Origin of the sequence: Kribbella steppae (assembly GCF_004342025.1) — a bacterium.
Classification (GTDB): Bacteria; Actinomycetota; Actinomycetes; order Propionibacteriales; family Kribbellaceae; genus Kribbella; species Kribbella steppae.
The window spans coordinates 323818-343487 of record NZ_SLWN01000008.1 but is presented as its reverse complement, the minus strand read 5'-3'; the positions used below and the strand labels follow the sequence as shown (position 1 = coordinate 343487).

General features: G+C 68.8%; 15 protein-coding genes. 5 read left to right on the top strand and 10 right to left on the bottom strand.

Translation table 11 applies throughout. The features are described from left to right. Positions 1-17: 17 nt before the first annotated feature. Positions 18-2891, top strand: a complete 2874-nt coding sequence (locus tag EV652_RS24955) for an ATP-binding protein (RefSeq protein ID WP_132211622.1) — start codon at positions 18-20, stop codon at positions 2889-2891. Here EV652_RS24955 and EV652_RS24950 read toward each other — a convergent pair. From EV652_RS24950 to EV652_RS24940, 3 genes are read right to left on the bottom strand one after another with little or no spacing between them, the layout of a single operon-like run. Continuing rightward, a complete protein-coding gene (locus tag EV652_RS24950; protein ID WP_132211621.1) occupies positions 2848-3804 on the bottom strand; it encodes an ABC transporter substrate-binding protein in 957 nt (318 codons plus the stop codon). The genes EV652_RS24955 and EV652_RS24950 overlap by 44 nt on opposite strands. Further along, positions 3801-5753 carry an ABC transporter permease subunit gene (locus EV652_RS24945; protein ID WP_132211620.1) on the bottom strand — a complete coding sequence of 651 codons (1953 nt, stop codon included), beginning with the start codon at positions 5751-5753 and terminating at the stop codon, positions 3801-3803. The genes EV652_RS24950 and EV652_RS24945 overlap by 4 nt, the downstream gene beginning before the upstream one ends. Further along, positions 5753-6823: a quaternary amine ABC transporter ATP-binding protein gene (locus tag EV652_RS24940; RefSeq protein WP_132211619.1), complete on the bottom strand. Its 1071-nt coding sequence runs from the start codon at positions 6821-6823 to the stop codon at positions 5753-5755. Before EV652_RS24940 ends, EV652_RS24945 begins: the two co-directional genes overlap by 1 nt. Before the next feature lie 113 nt (positions 6824-6936). On the opposite strand from EV652_RS24940, the gene EV652_RS24935 reads away from it, so the two are divergent. After that, on the top strand, positions 6937-8118 hold the full coding sequence (locus tag EV652_RS24935) for an RNA-guided endonuclease InsQ/TnpB family protein (RefSeq protein ID WP_255512625.1): 1182 nt from the start codon (positions 6937-6939) through the stop codon (positions 8116-8118). A 133-nt stretch (positions 8119-8251) separates the two neighbouring features. Here EV652_RS24935 and EV652_RS24930 read toward each other — a convergent pair whose 3' ends face one another. Further along, positions 8252-8710: a group II truncated hemoglobin gene (locus tag EV652_RS24930; protein ID WP_132211617.1), complete on the bottom strand. Its 459-nt coding sequence runs from the start codon at positions 8708-8710 to the stop codon at positions 8252-8254. Between the two features lie 12 nt (positions 8711-8722). After that, positions 8723-9616: an aminoglycoside phosphotransferase family protein gene (locus tag EV652_RS24925; protein ID WP_132211784.1), complete on the bottom strand. Its 894-nt coding sequence runs from the start codon at positions 9614-9616 to the stop codon at positions 8723-8725. A gap of 49 nt (positions 9617-9665) precedes the next feature. Here EV652_RS24925 and EV652_RS24920 point away from each other — a divergent pair, with 49 nt between their 5' ends. After that, complete coding sequence (locus tag EV652_RS24920; protein WP_132211616.1) at positions 9666-10397, top strand: hypothetical protein; 732 nt, start codon at positions 9666-9668, stop codon at positions 10395-10397. Here EV652_RS24920 and EV652_RS24915 read toward each other — a convergent pair. From EV652_RS24915 to EV652_RS24905, 3 genes are all read right to left on the bottom strand, one after another. Next, positions 10372-10989 (bottom strand): class I SAM-dependent methyltransferase, encoded by a 618-nt coding sequence (locus EV652_RS24915; protein ID WP_242001976.1) that lies wholly within the window; start codon positions 10987-10989, stop codon positions 10372-10374. The two genes, EV652_RS24920 and EV652_RS24915, sit on opposite strands and share 26 nt — an antisense overlap. 97 nt (positions 10990-11086) lie before the next feature. Beyond that, positions 11087-11914 (bottom strand): siderophore-interacting protein, encoded by an 828-nt coding sequence (locus EV652_RS24910; RefSeq protein ID WP_132211614.1) that lies wholly within the window; start codon positions 11912-11914, stop codon positions 11087-11089. Between the two features lie 103 nt (positions 11915-12017). Continuing rightward, positions 12018-13067, bottom strand: a complete 1050-nt coding sequence (locus EV652_RS24905) for a hypothetical protein (RefSeq protein ID WP_132211613.1) — start codon at positions 13065-13067, stop codon at positions 12018-12020. A 164-nt stretch (positions 13068-13231) separates the two neighbouring features. On the opposite strand from EV652_RS24905, the gene EV652_RS24900 reads away from it, so the two are divergent. Next, positions 13232-14548 (top strand): AAA family ATPase, encoded by a 1317-nt coding sequence (locus EV652_RS24900; protein WP_132211612.1) that lies wholly within the window; start codon positions 13232-13234, stop codon positions 14546-14548. A 12-nt stretch (positions 14549-14560) separates the two neighbouring features. Here the strand turns inward: EV652_RS24900 and EV652_RS44130 are convergent, their stop codons facing one another. Next, positions 14561-14728, bottom strand: coding sequence for a hypothetical protein (locus EV652_RS44130; RefSeq protein WP_158441235.1), 168 nt, complete (start codon positions 14726-14728; stop codon positions 14561-14563). A gap of 203 nt (positions 14729-14931) precedes the next feature. Between EV652_RS44130 and EV652_RS24895 the strand changes: the two genes are divergently transcribed. Continuing rightward, the gene (locus tag EV652_RS24895; RefSeq protein WP_132211611.1) at positions 14932-15909 is read left to right on the top strand and encodes a helix-turn-helix domain-containing protein; all 978 of its coding nucleotides are present in this window, start codon (positions 14932-14934) and stop codon (positions 15907-15909) included. A 34-nt stretch (positions 15910-15943) separates the two neighbouring features. On the opposite strand, the gene EV652_RS24890 is transcribed toward EV652_RS24895, so the two are convergent. After that, positions 15944-19609 carry a S8 family serine peptidase gene (locus tag EV652_RS24890; RefSeq protein WP_132211610.1) on the bottom strand — a complete coding sequence of 1222 codons (3666 nt, stop codon included), beginning with the start codon at positions 19607-19609 and terminating at the stop codon, positions 15944-15946. Positions 19610-19670: the final 61 nt, after the last annotated feature.

The window sequence follows — 19670 nt, the reverse complement described above, 5'->3', positions numbered from 1 at the left end:
ACGGGTTTACTACGGCTATGTACTTCGGCGTGCTGGGTCCACTGGTGGTCCGGACGGACGCCGGTGCGCCGGTCTCCGTACCGGACACCAAGGTCCGCACGCTGCTGCTCGATCTGCTGGTCCATCGCGGTCACCCGGTCTCGGCCGACCGGCTGATCGAGGACCTCTGGGGCGACCGCCCACCGCGCAACGCCACCGGCACGCTGCAGGCCCGGATCTCCCAGCTCCGTACGGCGCTCGACCGGGCCGAAGCGGGCAGTCGCGCCCTCGTCGCCCATGGCCCGGCCGGCTACACCCTCACGGCGGACGTTGTCGACAGCAACATCTTCGAGCAGTTGGTCAGCGCGGGCCGGCTGCGCGAGGCGCTCGACCTGTGGCGTGGTCCGGCGTACGCCGACGTACCCGACCACGAGTTCGCCCGCGCGACCCGCGACCGCTTGGAGGAGGCCCGACTCACCGCGACAGAAGCCTTGCTGGAGCAGACCGACGACGCGCTCCCGGAGCTGACCGAGCTGGTTCGGCGTCACCCGTTGCGCGAACGACTTCGCGCGCTGCACATGCGCGCTCTGTACCGAACAGGCCGCCACGACGAGGCCCTGCGCTCGTACGACGAGCTCCGCCGCATGCTGGCCGACGAGCTCGGCGTCGATCCCGGACCGGAGCTCGTCGACCTACATGCGGCGGTTCTCCGCCACGACCCATCCCTGCAACCGTCCCGACTTCCCGCTCCGCTCAACGACCTGATCGGCCGCACCGAGGCAGTCCACGAAGCGCAGCGACTGCTGACCACCAACCGCCTGCTCACCCTCGTAGGGCCAGGAGGCGTCGGCAAGACCCGTCTGGCGTTGGAACTCGGTCGCAACCACGCCGGCGACGTACGCCTGGTCGAACTCGCTCCGCTCAAGCAGGACGACGTACTCGAAGCACTGGCCGCCGCGCTGGATCTGCGGGACGAGTCGACCAACCTCTTGCCCCGGCTGGTCGAATCACTGAGCACCAGGCAGCTCCTGCTCATCCTCGACAACTGCGAGCACCTGGACATCGCAGACCTGGTACGACGCTTGCTCGCGGCCGCACCCGGGTTGCGTGTACTCGCGACCAGCCGGGAACCGTTGGGACTACCCGGTGAGCGGCTGCTCGACGTACCGCCACTCGAGCTGCACGCGGCAGCCGACCTGTTCGCTGCGCGGGCCGGGGTGAATGACTCTGAAGCGGTCAAAGCGATCTGTCGGCGGTTGGACGGCATACCGCTCGCGCTGGAGCTTGCGGCGACCCGAGTGCGGGCGCTCGGTGTGCAGGGGTTGGCGGACCGGCTCCACGACCGGTTCCGGCTGCTGTCCGGTGGGCGCGGCGTACCCGAGCGGCAGCGGACGCTACGGGCGACCATCGACTGGAGCTGGGACCTGCTGGACCCGGAGGAGCGGGCCATGCTTCGCCGGCTGGCCGTGCACGCCGGCACCTTCTCACTAGAGGCTGCTACCGAGGTCAGCCGGCTGCCGGACGCCGTGCTCCTGGCACTTGTCGACAAATCCCTAGTTGCCGTCAGCGCCGAGCGCTACCGCTTGCTGGAGTCGGTAGCGGCGTACAGCCTCGAGCGGCTCGCAGAGGCCGGTGAGGAGGCCGAGACCAGGCAGCACCATGCGGAGTACTACCTCGAGTTGGCCCAGCGAGCCGAAGAACAACTGCGCGGGCCGGAGCAGCGCACCTGGCTCCGCCGCCTCGACCAGGAGGCGGCGAACTTCCGCACTGCGCTCGACGCCGCTCCACAGCTCTCACTGAAGCTGGTCAACGCGCTGGCCTGGTACTGGTACCTCCGAGGCCGCCTGGGTGAGGCGCGTCGGTCGATTGCGGCGGCACTCGCCGTACCCGGTCAAGACCCTGCAGACCGCGCGGCCGCAACGGTCTGGCAGGTCGGGATGACTGCCACCGATGCCAAGGGCACCAACCTCACCGAGACGACCGAGGAGACGCTGGCGCAGTACGACGTACCGGCGCGAGCACTGTGGTTCCTGACCACCACGCAATGGGCGTACGGCGACCGGGACGTGCTGATGGGTCGGATCGACCGAGCGATCGAGGCGTTCACCGCGGACGGCGACCGTTGGGGACTGGCCGCGGCGCTGAGCACCCGGGCACAGCTCAACATCGTGCACGCGGACCTCGACGCGATGCGGCGGGACGGTCATCGCAGTCTGGAGCTGTTCGACGAGCTCGGCGACGACTGGGGCCGGCTTCAGGCGACGTACTCGCTGATCGTGGCCGCTGAGGTCAGCGGCGACTATCCGACCGCCGAGGGCTACCTGTCGGAAGCCGTGCAGCAGGCGGAGGAGCTCGGGCTGTGGACCGAGGTCTCGTTCCGCACCTCCGGACTGGGCCGGCTCGCGTTCCTCACCGGCGACTACGCCCGCGCCGACGCCTTGCACGAGCGGGCGCGACGGCTGGCGATCGAGCAGTCCAACAAGTCCGCCGAGGAGTACGCCGAGGTCGGTCTCGGCCTGTCCGCCCGCCACCAGGGCCGCCTCGACGACGCCGAGGCCCACTTCACCAAGTGGCTCGCCTGGCTTGCTCAGGTCGGCGGCACCCCCGGCATCGCCTTCATCCTGGCCCAACTCGGCTTCATCGCCGAGCAACGCGGCGACTTCACGAGAGCACAAGCCCTCCACCAACAAGGCTATGAAGCAGCGCAGCAAGTCGGCGACGAGCGGGCGATCGCGCTCGCGTTGGAGGGCCTGGCCGGCGCGGCCGAGGATCCTGACCGCGCCCGCCGGCTACTCGCGGAAGCCGAAGCGCTCCGGGCGAAAGTGGGTGCACCACTTCCGCCGGCGGAGCGCTTCGACGTCGAAAGGATTACTTCCCGAGCCAGGCGTCGACCTTCGACTGGTTCTCCTTGACCCACTTCTCCGCGGCCGCGTCCGGGGTCAGCTTGTCGACCGCGATCGAGCGGGCGACGGCGTTCTGGTCCTCGTTGGTCCACTGGAACTTCTTGACCAGGTCGTACGCCGGGCTGCCCGAGTCGGCGAACTTCTTCGAGACGACCTTGTCCAGGTCGTACGGCGGGTAGTCGCAGGCGACCTTGGCCGGGTCGGCGTCGCAGCCGGCCTTGTACGCCGGCAGGTCGACCTTGACCAGCTTGAGCTCGTTGAAGAACCACTGCGGCTCGTAGAAGTAGGCGAGCAGCGGCTTCTTGTTCTTCTCCGCGTCCCGGAACGCCTGGATCAGCGCGGTCTCGCTACCGCTCTGCACCACCTTGTAGTTCAGCCCGAGGTTCTTCACCAGCGCCTCGTCGTTCGTCACGTACGACGGGTCGCCGTCGAGCAACTGGCCCTTGCCGCCGGACTCCGAGGTCTTGAACAGCGCGGCGTGCTTGTTCAGGTTCTTCCAGTCGGTGATGTCGGGGTACTGCTGCGCCATCCACGGCGGCACGTACCAGCCGATCACACCTTTGACCCCGGTGGAGCCGGCCGCGACCGCGACCTTCTGGTCGGTGATGTACTTCTTCTTCAGGTCCTCGTGACCCCAGTTCTCCAGCACGGCGTCCACCTCACCGGTGCCGAACCCCTGCCAGGAGATCTCCTCCTTGAGGTTCTTCTTCACCACCTTGCAGCCGAGGTCCTTGGTCGCCACGTACGCGACCACGGCCGCGTTCGCCTCGTACCCGACCCACGGGTTGACGGCCAGGTTGAACGTGCCGCACTCCTTGCCGCCGGTGGCGACCGGCTGCTCTGCGCCAACCTTCTCGCCACCGCACCCGGCCAGCGCGAGCGCCACCGCTGTCAGCACACCGGCGTACCGGAGCTTCTTCACCGCTTGTCTCCTCTACTTTGGAAATTCTGGGTACGGCGAGCCGCCGCCTGCGTGACGCGGTCGAGCATGACGCCCAGCAGGACGATAGCCAGCCCGGCGGCCAACCCCTTGCCGTACAGCTCGCTCTGCGCGAAGCCCGCGGCCACGTCGTACCCGAGTGCACCCGCACCGACCAGACCGCCGACGACCACCATCGAGAGCACGTAGATCAGGCCCTGGTTCACCGCCAGCGTGATGGCCCGGCGGGCGACCGGCAACTGCACCTTGCTGATCACCTGCCAGCTGCTCGACCCGACCGAGTTCGCCGCCTCCACGGTCGCCACCGGCACCGCCTTGATGCCATCAGCAACGATCTTCGTGGTTACCGGTACGGCGAACACGACCGCGGCCGCGATCGCGGTGAACCGACTCGTGCCGAACAACGCCAGGAACGGCACCAGGTACACGAACGGAGGCATCGTCTGCCCCGCGTCGAGGACCGGCCGGATCCAGGTGTCGATCCGATGGTTGCGTCCGGCCCACACACCGAGTGCGAGACCGACCGCGACCACGACGACCGTCGCCAGCAGCGTCGACGCCAGCGTGACCATGCTGTCGTGCCAGACCCCGGTCGCGACCAGCAACAGCAAGCACACCGCGGCGGGCACAGCTCCACGCCAGCTTCCGAGTACGGCGGCCAGCGCAACGACGACCGCGGCGACGAGCCACCACGGTGAGCCGGTCAGCAACGCCTCCAGTGGGTTCAACAGCCCATTGGTGACGGCGTCGCGCACGCCGTACGTGAAACCGCCGAAGACGTCCTGGACCCAGGCGGTCACGTCCGAGGCGATCACCGCGATCGTCGATCCGATGTTCACCGACGACGGGAACTCGGCCGCCCACACGTAGGTCCGGGAGAACCAGATCGCGACCAGGACACCAACGGCTCCCGCGCCGAGCAGGACCTTCCGGCGGACGCTCGCCGTACGCCAGGGCCGGTCGCCGGCCGCGGTCGTGACGCGGTCGAGCACGATCGCGATCACCACGATCGCCAGGCCGGCGTTGAACGCGACCCCGACGTCCAGCGTCTGCAGGGCTTTGAGCACTGTCTGGCCGAGGCCGGGCGCGTCGATCAGCGCGGCCACCGTCACCATCGACAGCGCGGCCATGATGGTCTGGTTGATACCGACGACGACCGTACTGCGAGACATCGGCAGCAGCACCTTGGTCAGCGTCTGGCCCCGGGTGGATCCGAGCGACCGGGACGCCTCGACGCTCTCCGGCGGGACCGAGCGGATCGCGTGCGCGGTGAGCCGGACGGCGGGCGGCGCCGCATAGATCAGGGTCGCGATCGTGGCCGCGGCCGGTCCGATCGCGAAGAACAACGCGAGCGGCGCGAGGTAGACGAACGTCGGCAACGTCTGCATCAGATCGAGGATGAGCGTCGCCACCCGGAAGGCACGGTTCGACAGCCCGGCCCAGATGCCCAGCGGGATCGCGATCAGCAACGACAGCAGCACGGCCGCGATCGTCAGCGCGAGCGTGTCCATGCTCTCCTGCCACAACCCCTGCAGCCCGACGAACACGAGCCCGCCGGCGGTCAGCAGCGCGACCTTCCAGTTGCCGAACGCCCACGCCAGGTACGCCGCCACCGCGACCACCCCGAGCCAGCCGATGACCGGGACGGGCCGACCGTACGACGCCTGCGACAGGACGTTCTGGAGCAGTACGACGAACTGGTCGACGACCACCCGGATCCCGTCGAAGACCACGTTGCCCTGGCCGACGTCGTCGCGGTGATCGGTCAGCCAGCGGTGGAACGCGGTCGTCTCCTGACCGCCGAGTGTGAGCGTGTCGATCCCGCGCAGCACGAAGTACGCGGCGACCCAGGCGACGAGCAGGACGCCGACGACCACGCTGCGCCGAGGTCGTCGTACCTCGACCTCCACGTCGCTCGTGATGGCTGCCATCAGACGTGCTTTTTGTGTGACGGCGCGACGACGGCGAGGATCTCCTCGTCATCGATCACACCGAGCAGCGTGCCGTTCGACACGACCTTGACCGGCCGGTCCGCCTCCAGCACCAGCCGGGTCGCTTCCCGGACCAGGACGTCCGGGCCGAGCTCGGGTCCGTCCAGCGGCTCGTCCGGTCGTGGTGCGCGAGCGATCCAGCGCAGGGTCAGTACGTCGGCCCGCTGGACGTCGCGGACGAACTCGCGGACGTAGTCGTCGGCCGGTGCGCCGACCAGCTCGTCGCCGGTACCGAGCTGGACCGCGGCACCGTCGCGCATCAGCAGGATCCGGTCGCCCAGCTTGAGCGCCTCGGACAGGTCGTGAGTGACGAACACCATCGTCTTGCCGACCTCGCGGTGCAGGCGGACGACCTCTGTCTGCATCTCGCGGCGGATCAGCGGGTCGAGCGCGGAGAACGGCTCGTCGAAGAGCAGGACGTCGGGGTCGTTGGCGAGCGCGCGGGCCAGGCCGACGCGCTGCTGCATGCCGCCGGACAACTGCTCGGGGTAGAGGTGCTCGTTACCGGCCAGACCGACCAGGTCGATGACCTCCTGGGCGCGACGCCGGCGATCGGGCCGGCTCTCCCCGCGGATCTCCAGACCGTACGAGACGTTGTCGATCACCTTGCGGTGCGGCAGCAGACCGAAGTGCTGGAACACCATCGAGAACTTGCTCCGGCGCAGCGCCCGGAGCCGCTTCTCGTCGGCGGCGCGGAGATCCTCGCCCTCGAAGATCAGGCTGCCGGCGGTCGGTTCGATCAAACGCGTGAGGCAGCGGACCAGCGTCGACTTGCCCGAACCGGACAGGCCCATCACGACGAACACCTCACCGGGTGCGACGTCGAAGCTGAGGTCGCGGACGGCCGCCGTACAGCCGGTCCGGGAGTAGAGGGCGGCGCGGTCCAGTGCGGCGAGGTCGGGGCGGCGGGGTACTCGCTGGGACTTCGGGCCGAACACTTTCCACAGGCCCTGGATCGACAACAGTGCGTTGCTGTCCTGTACCTCGGGATACTCGAGCTGAGCGGTCACTGGAGTTGTCGCGGGGAAGCCTCAAGCCTGGGGATGAACCGCGACTCCCTCCCTTCCGGGATCGGGGATTGTCGGTCCCGTTTGATTGGGTGGATGGCGTGTCCCGATTCCGGATGTACCCCACGCCCGTGCAGCAAGCTGCGTTGCTGGAGCAGTGTCGGCAGGCCCGGTACGTATGGAACCTGGCGCTCGAGCAGTGGTCGATGTGGCGCCGCGACAGAGGTCCGACGCCTGGATACGTCCAGCAGTGCCGACAGTTGACCGAAGCGCGGACCGCGTTCGGCTGGCTGCGGGCGGGGTCGCAGACCGTCCAGCAGCAGGCGCTGCGGGACTTCGACCAGGCCGTCAAGAACCTCCATGCAGGCACCCATAGGCGGCCGACCTGGCGCAAAACCGGGCTGCATGAGGGCCTCCGCATCGTCGGCTCCCAGGCGACCCGGCTCGTCAAGCTGAACCGGAAGTGGGCGCGGGTGCTCGTGCCGAAAGTCGGCTGGGTACGGTTCCGACTCTCCCGACCTGTTCCCGACGCGAAGTCCTACCGGGTCACCCGCGACCGGGCGGGTCGTTGGCATGTTGCGTTCGCCGTCGTTCCTCCGCCGATTCCTGCGCCGGGGGCGGGTGAGGTGGTCGGCGTGGATCGCGGCGTCACCGTCTCGGCAGCACTGTCCACCGGAGAACTCCTGACCTGCCCCGCCCTGTCGGACCGCGAACAAGCGCGGCTCAAGCACCTGCAGCGCCGTCTGGCCCGCTGCCGGCCCGGCTCCAACCGGCGCCGTCGGGCGAAGACTGCGATCGCCACGCTGCTGGCCCGGGCAGGGGACCGTCGCAAGGACTGGGTGGAGAAGACCAGCACCGACCTCGCGCGGCGGTTCGACGTGATCCGGGTGGAGGACTTGCGTGTCGCTCAGATGACCAGACGCCCCAAGCCTAGACCTGACCCCGAACGACTGGGCCGCTATCTGCCGAACCGGCGCCGCGCCAAAGCCGGACTCAACCGCGGCATCCTCGCCAACGGCTGGGGCCTCCTCGTCCAGCGCCTGGAGCACAAGGCCGCCGGACGGGTCGAGAAGGTCAGCGCTGCGTACACGTCGCAGACCTGTAGCGCCTGCGGGCATCGCGAATCGGGAAATCGCGAGAACCAAGCGATCTTCCGGTGCGTGGCCTGCGGACATCGGGCAAACGCGGATGTGAACGCAGCAGTCAACATCGCGGCCGGACGGGCCGTCAGTGCACGCCGAGAGACGCCCGTACGGGTCTCGTCGAAGCGTGAACCTCAACACGCTACCTCCGCGTAGTGGGTTGGAAATCCCCGTCCCGCAGGACGGGGAGGACGTCAACCTCGCATCCCCGCAGGATTTCTCGTCGTGAACCGCGACTGTATCCAACCCACGGGCCCCCAGCGCGCCCGCGGGGTGTCTGTCGCGTCAACTATGGCTGGTACGGCGGCGCCTCGCCCCAACCCCAGTGCGGAACCGGCGCCTGCGGCGGAGGTGTGGCGCCAAGCTGCGAGTTGGCGAGCGCGATCCGGGTGCCCCATTCGACGTACGCGACGAAGGCGGATCGGAACTCCGGATCGTCCGGCAGGCCGGCCGGATCCGCGCTCGCCGCGATCAGCGCGGCCCACCGCGATCGCTGCTCCTCCGTCAGCGCGAGGCCGATGTGGTGCGACAGCATGGCCGGGTAGCCGCCGAGCTCGTCGGTGTACCGGCTGTGGCCACGGAAGACCTCACCCAGCCAGATCGCCACGTGCTCCCGATGCTTGTCACTCATGTGCGCGAACACCGGCGCGAGCAGCGGATCCGCCAGCACCTTGTCGTAGAACACCTCGGTCAGGCGCAGCAGCGCCTCGTGCCCACCGGCCCACTCGTACAGCGTCGGAGTCGTCATGTAATGATGTAATCACAACTGCAGGGCCGCGGCGATCGCGGCCTGCTCCGACTCGATCGCCGTCTGACCGCTCCCGGTGTCCCACAGCACGTTCTGGAGGATCCGGCCGGCCGTCCAGCCGAGCGCGCGATCGCGGTCGATGCCGGTCACGTCGAGCATCAGGTCGAACCGTTCCCGGATCGCTCGGGACAGATCGCCGGTCTCGACCAGGTCGTCCCATCGGTTCCCCAATGCCGGCAGGATTTCGAACCCGGGATCGCCGGCCAGCGGCTTCGGGTCGATGACCAGCCACGGCTGCCGCTGGGCCGCCATCACGTTGTCGTAGTGCAGGTCCCAGTGCAGCAACCGGTCGCCGGACTCCGGCAGCAGCTCGGTGACCTGCGCGACGAAGCGCCGTACCAACGCTCGCTCGGACGGATCGCTCAACAGCGGGATCATCCCGGGCGCATCCTCGACCATGGCGCCGGCGACATCTGCGAGCCGACGGATCTCAGGTGGTGCCGGTACGGCGATCAGGCGGACGAGTAGCTCGGCCAGGATCCGCGTCGCCTCGGTGTGATCCGGTACGTCGTTCAGAGTCCGCGGCTCGAGTCGCTCGAGCAGAATCGTCGATGTCGCCGGGTCGTCCTCGAGCACCTCGACGACGTCGTCGCGGCTCCACGTCCGCAGTGCGAGCGCCTCGCCCTCACTCTCGTCGTTGACCGGCTGGAGCTTGAGCATCGCCTGGGTGCCATCTCGCCGTGCGACCGGCAGGATCAACGACGCCATGCCGTTCAGCGGCTCACTGACGACCGTCAGGTCCCAGCGGGCGGCGTACTCGGCGGCCATCTTCGGCAACGCCGCCAGCCATTCCGCGTTGTCCTCTCCATGCGACTCGATCAACCGGGCGGGGATCTCCAACTCCATCACTCTCGGCACAGTAGGTGGTTCAGCGCCGATGTGCTTGGGTTTTGCCGTGAGCGAGATAGAGAGCAGGCATCGGCGGGTGCAGCGGGTTGTGGTGGGCATCTATCTGGGGATCCCGCTGGTGCTGCTGGTGGTCGTCGCGTGGATCAGTACGGCCGGGTCGCCGGTGGCCTGGGTGGCGTGTGTGGTGCCGGCCGGGATGCTGGTGTTCGGGTGGGTTCTGCGCCGGCGCCATCGGTATCTGCCGCAGTCGTGGGCGGGGATCGGTGTGGGGTTCGGTGCGCTCAGCGGGTTGTACGTGACGCTGTGTCCGTTGGCGGTCGGGGTCTGGTGGCCAGTGTGGCTGGCGTTGCCCGGACTGTTGCTGGGGATCGTGGCCGGTGGTTCGCTCGCCCGGTACGCCGAGCGCGTCTTGCTGGTGCCCGTCCTGCCTGAGCTCGCGGATACGCCGTACGAGTTGATCTTCCGGCTGCGCGGGCTGCAACTGACCGCGGTCCTGCTCGGTGCGGACAGCGTCACGATCCAGAGCCGGCGGGTACTGCGCTCACAGGCCGTGGCCGACCTGGCCAGGACCTACCCGCTGAGCGCCATCACCGGTGTCTTCGAGGTCGCGTTGAGTGGCGTCGAGCGGCTCAGGTTTCCGATCGCGATGCCGCATCCGCCGGTGGTGACCGAAGGTCCGGCCGTGATCGTCCAGGCGTCGGGTGACGACTGGGTCCTTCCGACCAACCAGGCCTCGACGCTGATCGAGATGCTCAACCGTCGCAGGTCCATCGCATAGCCAACGCGAACCCGAGGTCCGTGTACTGCGCGCCGGGGAACACGTCGTCGTACAACTTGCGGAACTGCGCGCGGGACAGATAGCGGTCGCTCGCCAGATGGTCGAGCCACGGTTTGCTGAGCCAGAACCGGAACTCGAACCACGCATCCCGCCAGCCGAGCCGGGAGATCTGTCGCGGAAACCCTCGGCAAGCTCCGACGACATACAAGGCCCGCGGCGGCGTCGGGTAGAGATCACAGACGTTGTCCACAATCGCCACCGTTCCACCCGGTCGCGCCAACGACCTCAGGTGCTCGAGGCCGGCGCGGTAGTCCGGCAGGTGATGCATCATCGTGTGGCTGTAGACCAGGTCGAAGCCGTCCTCGTCGATCGCGAAGACATCAGCCGCCCGGTACTCGACGTTCGGCCGCACCCGCTTCTGCCGGGCCAGCGAGATCATCGGCTCACTGAGATCCACGCCGAGCACCTGCTCGTACTGCTCCGCCAACCGCTCGGCCGCGTGCCCCGACCCGCACCCCACCTCCAACGCCCGCTCACCACGCAACCCGAGTCCGAGCACCCACTCGACGTGCTGCCCTGGTTGCAAGCTCACGAACCGGTCATAGTCCGCCGCAAATCGATCGAATGATGCAGGATCAGCCATGCTGCGTACGACGTACGTCGCGCTGGGTTGGTTGGAAACGTCGTACTCAGGAAGCTGCGCGTTCCTTGGCGGCGGTCTCGGCCTTCTCGGCCTGCCAGCCGTCCTCGTTCTTGCCGAGGCGCCAGTAGCCGGACAGCGAGACGCGGTCGCGGGGGAGGCCGCGCTCCTGGAACAGGTTCTTGCGGATGCGGAACACGAAGCCGGCCTCGCCGTGCACGAAGGCCTGCACGTCACCGGCCGGCAACTGGAGCGCCTCGACCGCCGCGACCAGCCCGTCGCCGCGTCCGCCGGTGCTGCCCGCACGGTGGAACCAGGTCACGTCGAGGTCGCCCGAGCCGCCGAACTTCTGCTCCTCGGTCTCGTCCTGCACCTCGACCAGCACGGTCGCTCGCGCTCCCGGCGGCAACTGCTCGACCGCGGCACTGATAGCCGGCAGCGCACTCTCGTCGCCCACCAGCAGATGCCAGTCGGCCGCCTCGTCCGGCGCGTAGGCACCACCCGGCCCGTTGAACCACAGCACGTCACCCGGCTGCGCCGCCGCGGCCCACGGCCCGGCCACTCCCTCGTCGCCATGGTGGACGAAGTCGATGGTCAGCTCGCGGCTGTCCTCATCCCAGTTCCGCACCGTATAGGTCCGCATCGTCGGCCACTGCTCGGACGGGTACGTCTCCCGGACCACGCCCATGTCCAGCGGCTCCGGGTACTCGACACCGGGCTGGCCGAACAGCAGCTTCACGTAGTGGTCGCTGGTGCCGTTGTCCACGAAATCGTCGGAGCTGAACACGACCCGGATCATGTGCGGGGTGATTCGCTCGGTACGACGGACGACCGCGCGCTTACAGGCGCGGCTACGGCGGGGTGCGGGGCTCGTCACGAGACCACGGTCCTCTCGGAGACATCGGGCGGCCCGGTCAGGCCTGAGTTAGGTCTACCTAACTCAGGCTAGCTCACCTGATCCAGGCCGCCCCAGCGATGTCTCAGAGACCGCGGATGTAGAACACCTTGCTGACGCCGGCCTGGATGCGATAGCAGGTCGGGAGGTACACCCGGTACGGGATCAGGCCCTTGTACGCCGGCTGGGCGTTCACCGTGAACCGCCCGCTCGTCCGGATCCCCGCGGAACCCACCGAGCGCCACTGCGTCGCGCCGTACAGCCGCTGCAGCCACACCTTGCAGTTGGACGGCGCACCCGCCACCGAACCGTTGACCGGCACGAGGGTCCCGACCGGAGCACTCGTCTTCGACGGCACGGCCGACACGATGCCCGGCCGTGCCACGGCCAGTCCCTTCCCGGCGATGTCGGTCGGGGCACCGAAGATCCGCAGGCAGTTGCCGCCGTCGCCCTCGGCCGCCGTGTACGACTTGGTCGCGATCCCGTTCGTGTCGGTCCGGACCATCGATCCGGGCCCGGGCTCGACACACCCGTTGTCGATGCCGAGGAACACGGTGATCCGGGTCCCGTACGGCTTGCCGGTCGCGGCGTCCGTCACCGCCCAGCGGATCGAGTACGGCGAGCCGAACGGCACCACCTTCGGCGACACCGCGGCGGTGATCTTCGGCAGGTGGAGCCCGGTCACCGCCAGCGACGGACCGTTGAACGGGGTCGGGTCGGTCATGTCACCGCTGCTGGGGAAGTACGACCCAGCGAAGACACCCGTGACCTTGAAGGTGCCGTTGGCCGTCGAGGGCACCTTGACCGGCCCAGTCCAGGTGCCGTTCTGCACTGTGCCGGCCGTCCGCGGCAGGTCGGTCGACACCAGGTACGTCAGCGGCCCGGAACCACCCGTGCGCTGCAGGACGACGTACAAGGTGATGTTCGCGTCCATCGGATCGGTCGAGTCGTAGCCGCCCTTGACTGTCACCGTCACCGGCGCGAGGTTCAGCCCCGAGACCGCGACACTCGGTTTGGCGAAGCTGACAGCGGTGACCGTCAGCTTGGGGTTCGGCGCGGCCTGGGCGATCGGCAACGCACCCATCAACAGCACTGGCACTGCGAGGAGCGCCGTCATGACTCGCCTTGTCCACATGCTTGGCAGCGTGACAGCGGCCCGTCACGCTGCCAAGCACTCCCCGTGATCACTGCACGATCGGGCGGGGACGATAGACCGGTTCAACCGGCGAGCGGCCAGTGTTCACCTGTGGGACACGTACAGCCCGGCTCGGCGACCGCTACGGTCCGCACGCTGGGGGGATGAGCCAGGTCTTCGGTACGCCGCGGAACCCGGCCCACACCGTCACGCGCACCGATCGGTTCGGCCGGCCGATCTCACTCGACCTGCGCACCCCCGAGGGCAACTCGGTGCTGTTCACCGGACCGCCCGGGATGGGCAAGACCCTCGAGCTCGACCGGGCCGAGGCGCTGGCCAAGCGGCAGGGCTGGGTCGGCATCCGGGTCGACGCCTCGCCGCGGGAACCGCTGGAGAACCGGTTCGTCCGCAAGGTCACCGAGGACCTCGGCACGATCCGCAAGCGGTACGGGATGCTCGGCGCACGGCGGCTGAACAAGCTGGTGAAGGACCTGGGCCAGCGCACCCGCAATCGGCAGAACGGCGCGGAGATCAGGGTCATGCCGGTTCCGTTCGTGCAAGGTGTGGCGAAGACTCAATGGGACGCCAACGCCCAGGACAGCGCCGGTACCACGCTGAACGAACTCGCCGACCAGCTCGGCGAACTCGCGGCCAACCGCAAGCCGCCCGAGCCCGTGCTGCTGATGGTCGACAACCTCGACGTCGCCTCGGAGCGCGACCTGGCGGCGCTGACCGAGCTGTCCGCGCATCTGGAGCAGCAGCGCAGGCCGGTGTTCCTGATCGCGGCCGGCGGCGAGCTGGCGGCGACCCGGCTGATGGCGGCCTCCGGCGGGCTGTCCAAGATCGCCACCGCGGTGACCGGCCGGTTCGATGTTCGCGAGGTCGGCGCGATGACGGACGACGAACTCAAGCCCGCGCTCACCGAGCCGCTGCGCCAGGCGGGGATCGCGTACCAGCCCAGGGCGGTGGACCGGCTCGTCCGGTCGGCGAACGGCGATCCGACCCGGCTGCGCGATCTGGCCGAGACCGTGCTTCCGATGGCGTTGCAGAGTGGCGGGGTGACCGTCGACGTGGCGAAGGTCGCGACGGCACAGGTGAACGACAAGTCGAGGGTGCTGTACCAGGCCGCCTGGAACAACTGCTCCGACACGGAGAAGGACCTGCTGGCGAAGGTCGCCGCCCACGGACCGCACGGACTGGCTCTGCCGGGCGATACCGGCATCGCCGCTCTGGGTCGCTGGCAGGAGCTGGACGCCGACCGGCAGAACCTCGTTGCCCGAGGCATGCTTCGGGAGGGTGGGGACCGGATCACCGTCGCCGATCCGGGACTGCAGGAATGGGTCCAGACCCGGGTCGGCCAGTCCGCCGCCCACCTCGGCATTGCGCCGCCGACGGGCCCGGCTCACGCAGCAGTCACCGAGTCCACCCGGCCGACGACCACCCGCGAATACAAAGGCATGACGTTCCACCTCAACACCTAGAACAGTCGCCGCCTACTGTCGTGCGGCGCGTTCCGGGCGGGTGGGCTTGGGCAGGCGGAGGGCGGGGTTGCCGCGGTGGCGGCCGGTCGGGGGTTGGGTTCGCACCCCGCGGAGCATCCAGAGGGCGAGCAGTGCCGCGGCGATCAAGCCGGCGATACCGGCGTAGTCGGTCAGACTCATCGATGTTCTCTTTCATGGGCGGTTGGCTCGGCGGCGGCGAGTTCCGCGAACTTCTGACCGGAAGTGACGCTTCCTCACCAACTTCGTGATGGCACCCCGGTGTCAGCCGCTGGGCTGACACAGCTGTGCCATTGGCCAACCGGCTCGCTTCCACGTTGGAATGGCTGATTAGGTGTGGGCTGACGAGCAGGCAGGGGGCCACGATGCAGGACGGCGTGTTACTCGATGCGCGCGAGGAGCAGGCGTACAGGATGCTGGTCGGGCTGTCTGTTGCCCGGTCGTCGGAGCTGGCCGAGGTTGCCGAGTTGCCGCAGCAGGAGGCGGACGAGGTGCTGCAGCGACTGCAGGCGAAGGGCCTCGTCGCGGTGCATCACGCCGACGGTCCGGTGTTCCGTCCGCTCCCACCGGACGTTGCACTCGGTACGACGCTGCTGCGCCGACAGGAGTCGTTAGAGGCGGCCCGCAAGACCGTGGCCGCGTTGAGCGAGGAGTTCCGTGCCAGTGCGAGCCGTCGAGACGCCCACCACCTGGTCGAGGTGATCGTCGGGGCCGATGCGCTTCGTGAGCGTCTGCGAGACCTGCAGGAGTCGGCACGGGAGGAGATCCTGTGGTTCTGCCGCGCCAACCCACTCGCGATGCAGGGCGCGGACAACACCGAGGAGTACGGCGCTCTGAGCCGTGGCGTCCGGTATCGCGCGATCTACGAGCGGGCCCTGCTGGAGCAACCCGGCGAGCTCGACACCATCGCTGAGGGTGTCAGCTGGGGAGAGGAGGCCCGTTCGCTTCCAACACTCCCGGTCCGGTTGGCGATTGTGGACAGATCGACCGCAGTCTGCCCACTGGTCCGTGATGACGAGCTGGGCATCGGTGAGCCCACAGCGGCGATCATCGGCCGTGGCCAGTTGCTGGACGCACTCCTGGCCCTTTTCGAGAGCCACTGGGAGCAGGCGACCCCGGTGAAGCTCTACTCGGATGACAAGGACGACCCCGAGGGCCTCGACGACTCCGAACGTTTCCTGCTGTCCCTGCTGGTGGCCGGTGTACCCGACAAGTCGATCGCCTCCCAGCTGGGCATCAGCCGCCGTACCGTCCAGCGCCGCCTCGACCGGATGATGGCCCTGGCCGGTGTCGACACCCGGACCGGGCTGGCGTTCCAGGCCGCCAAACGCGGTTGGATCTGAGCTGGGGCGGCCCCCGCCGCCCCAGCTCGGTCTGCTACTTCACGCCGTACGCGCGGATCACGGTCTGCGTCACCGCGGCACCGGTGTTGTCAGTCGCACGCACCTTCAGCGACACGGTGTCGTGCGCGGACGGGACCACCGCCAGGTAGTGGCCGAGGGCACCTACTACGGCGAGCTTCTTCCAGCTCTTGCCCTCGTCGTACGACGCCCAGGCCTGCAGCGTGGTCGAGCGAGCCGCACCGACCTGCTGCTGGACGTTGAAGCCGACCACATGAGTGCTGGCGGCGACACGACCGGTGAGGTCGGTCGGAACCGTGTAGCCGACCTGCAGCAGCGATAGCGGAGCCGGCTTGTCCACCGGTGCGTTCTTCGACCGGAACTCCCACGAGGTCTGCGTCCGCGTAGCCCAGTTCCACTCGCCTTGGGAGTCGATGCGCTCGGTGGAGAGGTCCAGCTTGTACGCCGCGTCGTCGCTGGACGTCATCACGTCCTCCCACGCATCCGGCAGTTCGGCGACGACCTGTCCGTTGCGCGACAGCACCGCAGAGGCCTTGGTGGTCTCGCCGACCGTGTAGTGCCCGGCAGCGTCCACGAACGACGGGATCCGCAGCGACAACCGGTCACCGGTACGGCTCGACAGCACACCGGGTGCGGCCGCCGGGCGGACGACCGGACCGAACCAGGTCTCCGACGACGGACCGCTCTTGTAGCTGCGCGGCACCGAGGTCATCCCGCCCTGGAGCGGCATCATGACGTCCCAGGTGTAGAGGTGGTGCACCCGGTGCTGCCAGAGCGAGTCACCCGAGGTCACCCACTCCTCGCGCACCTTCGGCGTCTCGACGAACCGCTGCGAGTCGTTCCAGGAGTACTCCTGCCACGGCCGCCAGCCGAACCGCTGCTCCTTGGCCCAGTTGAACCCACCGTTGTCGGCGTACCGGGTGGTGATCCGCGCGCTGTTCGCCGGCGTCACCGTGTAGTTGATCTTCGCCGGGATGTACCCGGTCGAGACCTGGTTGACGTCGTACAGGTACGGGCTCGACGTCGTGAGTGTCAGGTCGATCGTGGCGTTGCCGCGCTTGGCCCGGTCGATCAGCTTCTTACCGTCCGCATCGGTGGTGACCATCGCCGGGATCGGCTCCCGGTCGCCGGTCGGCCGCCACACGGTCCACGCCGACCAGTCCGCCGGCCGGACCAGGATCACGGCCTTGGCGCCCGCCTGAGCGGCTGCGGCGATCTGGTCCTGCTCACTGCCGTTCCCCCAGCCGTCCTCACTCGAGTCGAGCACGGCCAGCGCGCCCGTCACACCCTTCAGCGAGGAGTCGGCGTACACGAGCGGGAACCGCTTCTTGCCCTCGTACGACGGCGACCGGTGCAGCAGGTTGATGTCCAGCGGCCCTGTGACACCTTGGACCGCGGCCTGGACCATCGGCGCGACCAGTTGCCAGCGGGAGGAGAACTCGAAGGAGCCGTCCTGCACCGGCTTGGTCGCTGTGACGTTGACCTGCTTGACCGTGCTGAAGTGCATCACACCGTGGCTGATGGACCGGCCGTTTCCGTACACCCGGTGCACGTAGTAGCTAAGCACCGCCTGCTGCTCCGACGGCTTCGGTGTCTCGATGGTGATCGGAGCCGCCTTGCGGGCATCGATGACGACCTCGGTGTCCTTGCTGACGACGATGTTCGGGTCGGTGAACAGCGTGGCCTGCTCGTCCTGCGGGTTGCTGTTGTCGACCAGCCCGTGCAGCAGGTAGGTGCCCTCCTCGACCTCGGCCGTGATGCTCTCGCCGTCCGGGATCCAGGCGAGGACGTCGGAGCGCGAGTTGTCGCCGAACAGCGAGACGACCGGGACCGCCGTCGGCCGGCCGTCCAGACCGACGCCGCGCAGCGTGATCTTGTGCTTCAGGCCCTGCCGGAGCGCGCCGACCGCGGTGTGGGTGACAACGCCATCGGTGCCGGTGGCAACGATCCATCCGCTGTGCAGACCACGATCGAGGTTCGCCGCGGCCAGGTTCACCGGTACGTCGACGGTGTCGTTGGCCGGGACCGTGACACTGGCCGGGACACCGAACGCGTCGGTCTCCGGCTTGGCGTTGTCAAGGTTGGTGACAGCAACGGACAGGGTCAGCGTGACCGGGGCGTCCGACTCGTTCCGGTAGGTGATGGTCCGGCTGCTCGCGTCGGTCGAGGTCTGCAGGCCGAAGTCCGCGACACCGGTCGCGAACACCTTCTGCGAGACCGCGCGGCTGAGGTCCACCCGGCCGGCGCCGTGTGCGTAGACGGACTGGTTCGGCTGGGTCTTGGCGGTACTGACCAGAGCGTTCTTCAGCTGGTCGGCCTTCCAGTCCGGGTGCTGCTGCGCGAGCAGGGCAGCCGCTCCGGCCACGTGCGGCGCGGCCATCGACGTACCCGAGGCTGCCGTGTAGAGGTCGTCCACCGGCCCGCCCATAGCGGTACCGGCCGCCCGCGCGGCGACGATGTCCACGCCGGGCGCGGAGATCTCCGGCTTGAGGCCGGCGTCGCCAAGCCGCGGTCCGCGGCTGGAGAAGTCCGCCAGCGCGTCGTTCCGGTCCACGGCTGCCACGGTCAGCGCGGACGCCGCTGCGCCTGGCGTACCGACCGACTCGTCCCGGCCCTCGTTGCCGGCCGAGACGACGAACAGCGTGCCGGTCTGGGCGGTGATGTCGTTGACGGCCTGGCTGAGCGGGTCGGTCCCGTCGGTCGCTCCACCGCCGAGGCTCATGTTGATCACCTTGGCCCCGTCGGCGGCGGCCCACTCCATCCCGGCGATGATCCAGGAGTCGTAGCCCCACCCGTCGTCGGCGAGCACCTTGCCGACGAGCAGGTCGGCCTTCGGCGCGACACCCTTCCGGGTGCCACCGGCGCCCGCTCCGGTGCCGGCGATCGTGGCGGCGACGTGCGTGCCGTGACCGAAGTGGTCCTCCGGCCCGGTCGCACTGCCGGAGAAGTCCCGGGCTTCCTTGACCTTGCCGACGAGGTCCGGGTGCTCGGCGTCGACACCGGTGTCCAGTACGGCGACCTTGACGCCGGAACCCTCATAGCCGGCCTGCCACGCGGACGGCGCGCCGATCTGCGGGACGCTCTTGTCCAGCACCGCGCGCACCTTGCCGTCGAGCCAGATCTTGCTGACGCCGCTGTTCAGCGCCCGAGCGCCGACGGCCGGCTTCAGCGACTTCCACAGCTCGGGCAGCTGGTCCTTGGCCGCGTCCACGGCCTTGCCGCCGATCGAGTTCAGCTCACGCGTGGTCGTCGTACCGGCCAACTCCTGCGAGCCTCGCAGGCCATGGTCGTACTTGACGATCAGCGGGAGCTGCTTGGCGGCGGAGTCGCCATACCCGTCGGCAACGAGCTCCTCGACGTCGAACAGGTCGGCGTCCAGCACGCCGGTGGAGATGTACGGTACGGCGTCGCTCGGCAGGACTCGCAGTCCGCCGTCGACCTCGATGGTGTGGAAGGTGACGCGCTCGCGTCCAGCGGCCGGGCGGACGGTAGCCGCCTTCTTCCCGGCACCCGCGTCGGTCACCTCGACGACGTCGCCGGTGATCAGGGTGACCGCGGTACTGGTGACGCCGGCGGTCCCGGCGGGTGTCGGTGGCGGTGCGGCGGCGGCCGGGGTCGCCGAGACCGCGCCGAGGGTCAGCATCGCCGCAAGGGTGGCGGCGGTGATCCGGTGGGGGGACATTGATCTCCTTAGAGGCTGGGGGCAGGCGCACCTCTTCCGACCGAGTCTGCAATCCCGGCAC

Bases quoted from the DNA above. Each gene is read 5' to 3' on its own strand.
- EV652_RS24955 (WP_132211622.1), top strand. From the start codon at position 18: ATGTACTTCGGCGTGCTGGGTCCACTGGTGGTCCGGACGGACGCCGGT.
- EV652_RS24900 (WP_132211612.1), top strand. From the start codon at position 13,232: ATGAGCCAGGTCTTCGGTACGCCGCGGAACCCGGCCCACACCGTCACG.
- EV652_RS44130 (WP_158441235.1), bottom strand. From the start codon at position 14,728: ATGAGTCTGACCGACTACGCCGGTATCGCCGGCTTGATCGCCGCGGCA.
- EV652_RS24905 (WP_132211613.1), bottom strand. From the start codon at position 13,067: ATGTGGACAAGGCGAGTCATGACGGCGCTCCTCGCAGTGCCAGTGCTG.
- EV652_RS24935 (WP_255512625.1), top strand. From the start codon at position 6,937: ATGTACCCCACGCCCGTGCAGCAAGCTGCGTTGCTGGAGCAGTGTCGG.
- EV652_RS24925 (WP_132211784.1), bottom strand. From the start codon at position 9,616: ATGGAGTTGGAGATCCCCGCCCGGTTGATCGAGTCGCATGGAGAGGAC.
- EV652_RS24895 (WP_132211611.1), top strand. From the start codon at position 14,932: ATGCAGGACGGCGTGTTACTCGATGCGCGCGAGGAGCAGGCGTACAGG.
- EV652_RS24945 (WP_132211620.1), bottom strand. From the start codon at position 5,753: ATGGCAGCCATCACGAGCGACGTGGAGGTCGAGGTACGACGACCTCGG.
- EV652_RS24890 (WP_132211610.1), bottom strand. From the start codon at position 19,609: ATGTCCCCCCACCGGATCACCGCCGCCACCCTTGCGGCGATGCTGACC.
- EV652_RS24930 (WP_132211617.1), bottom strand. From the start codon at position 8,710: ATGACGACTCCGACGCTGTACGAGTGGGCCGGTGGGCACGAGGCGCTG.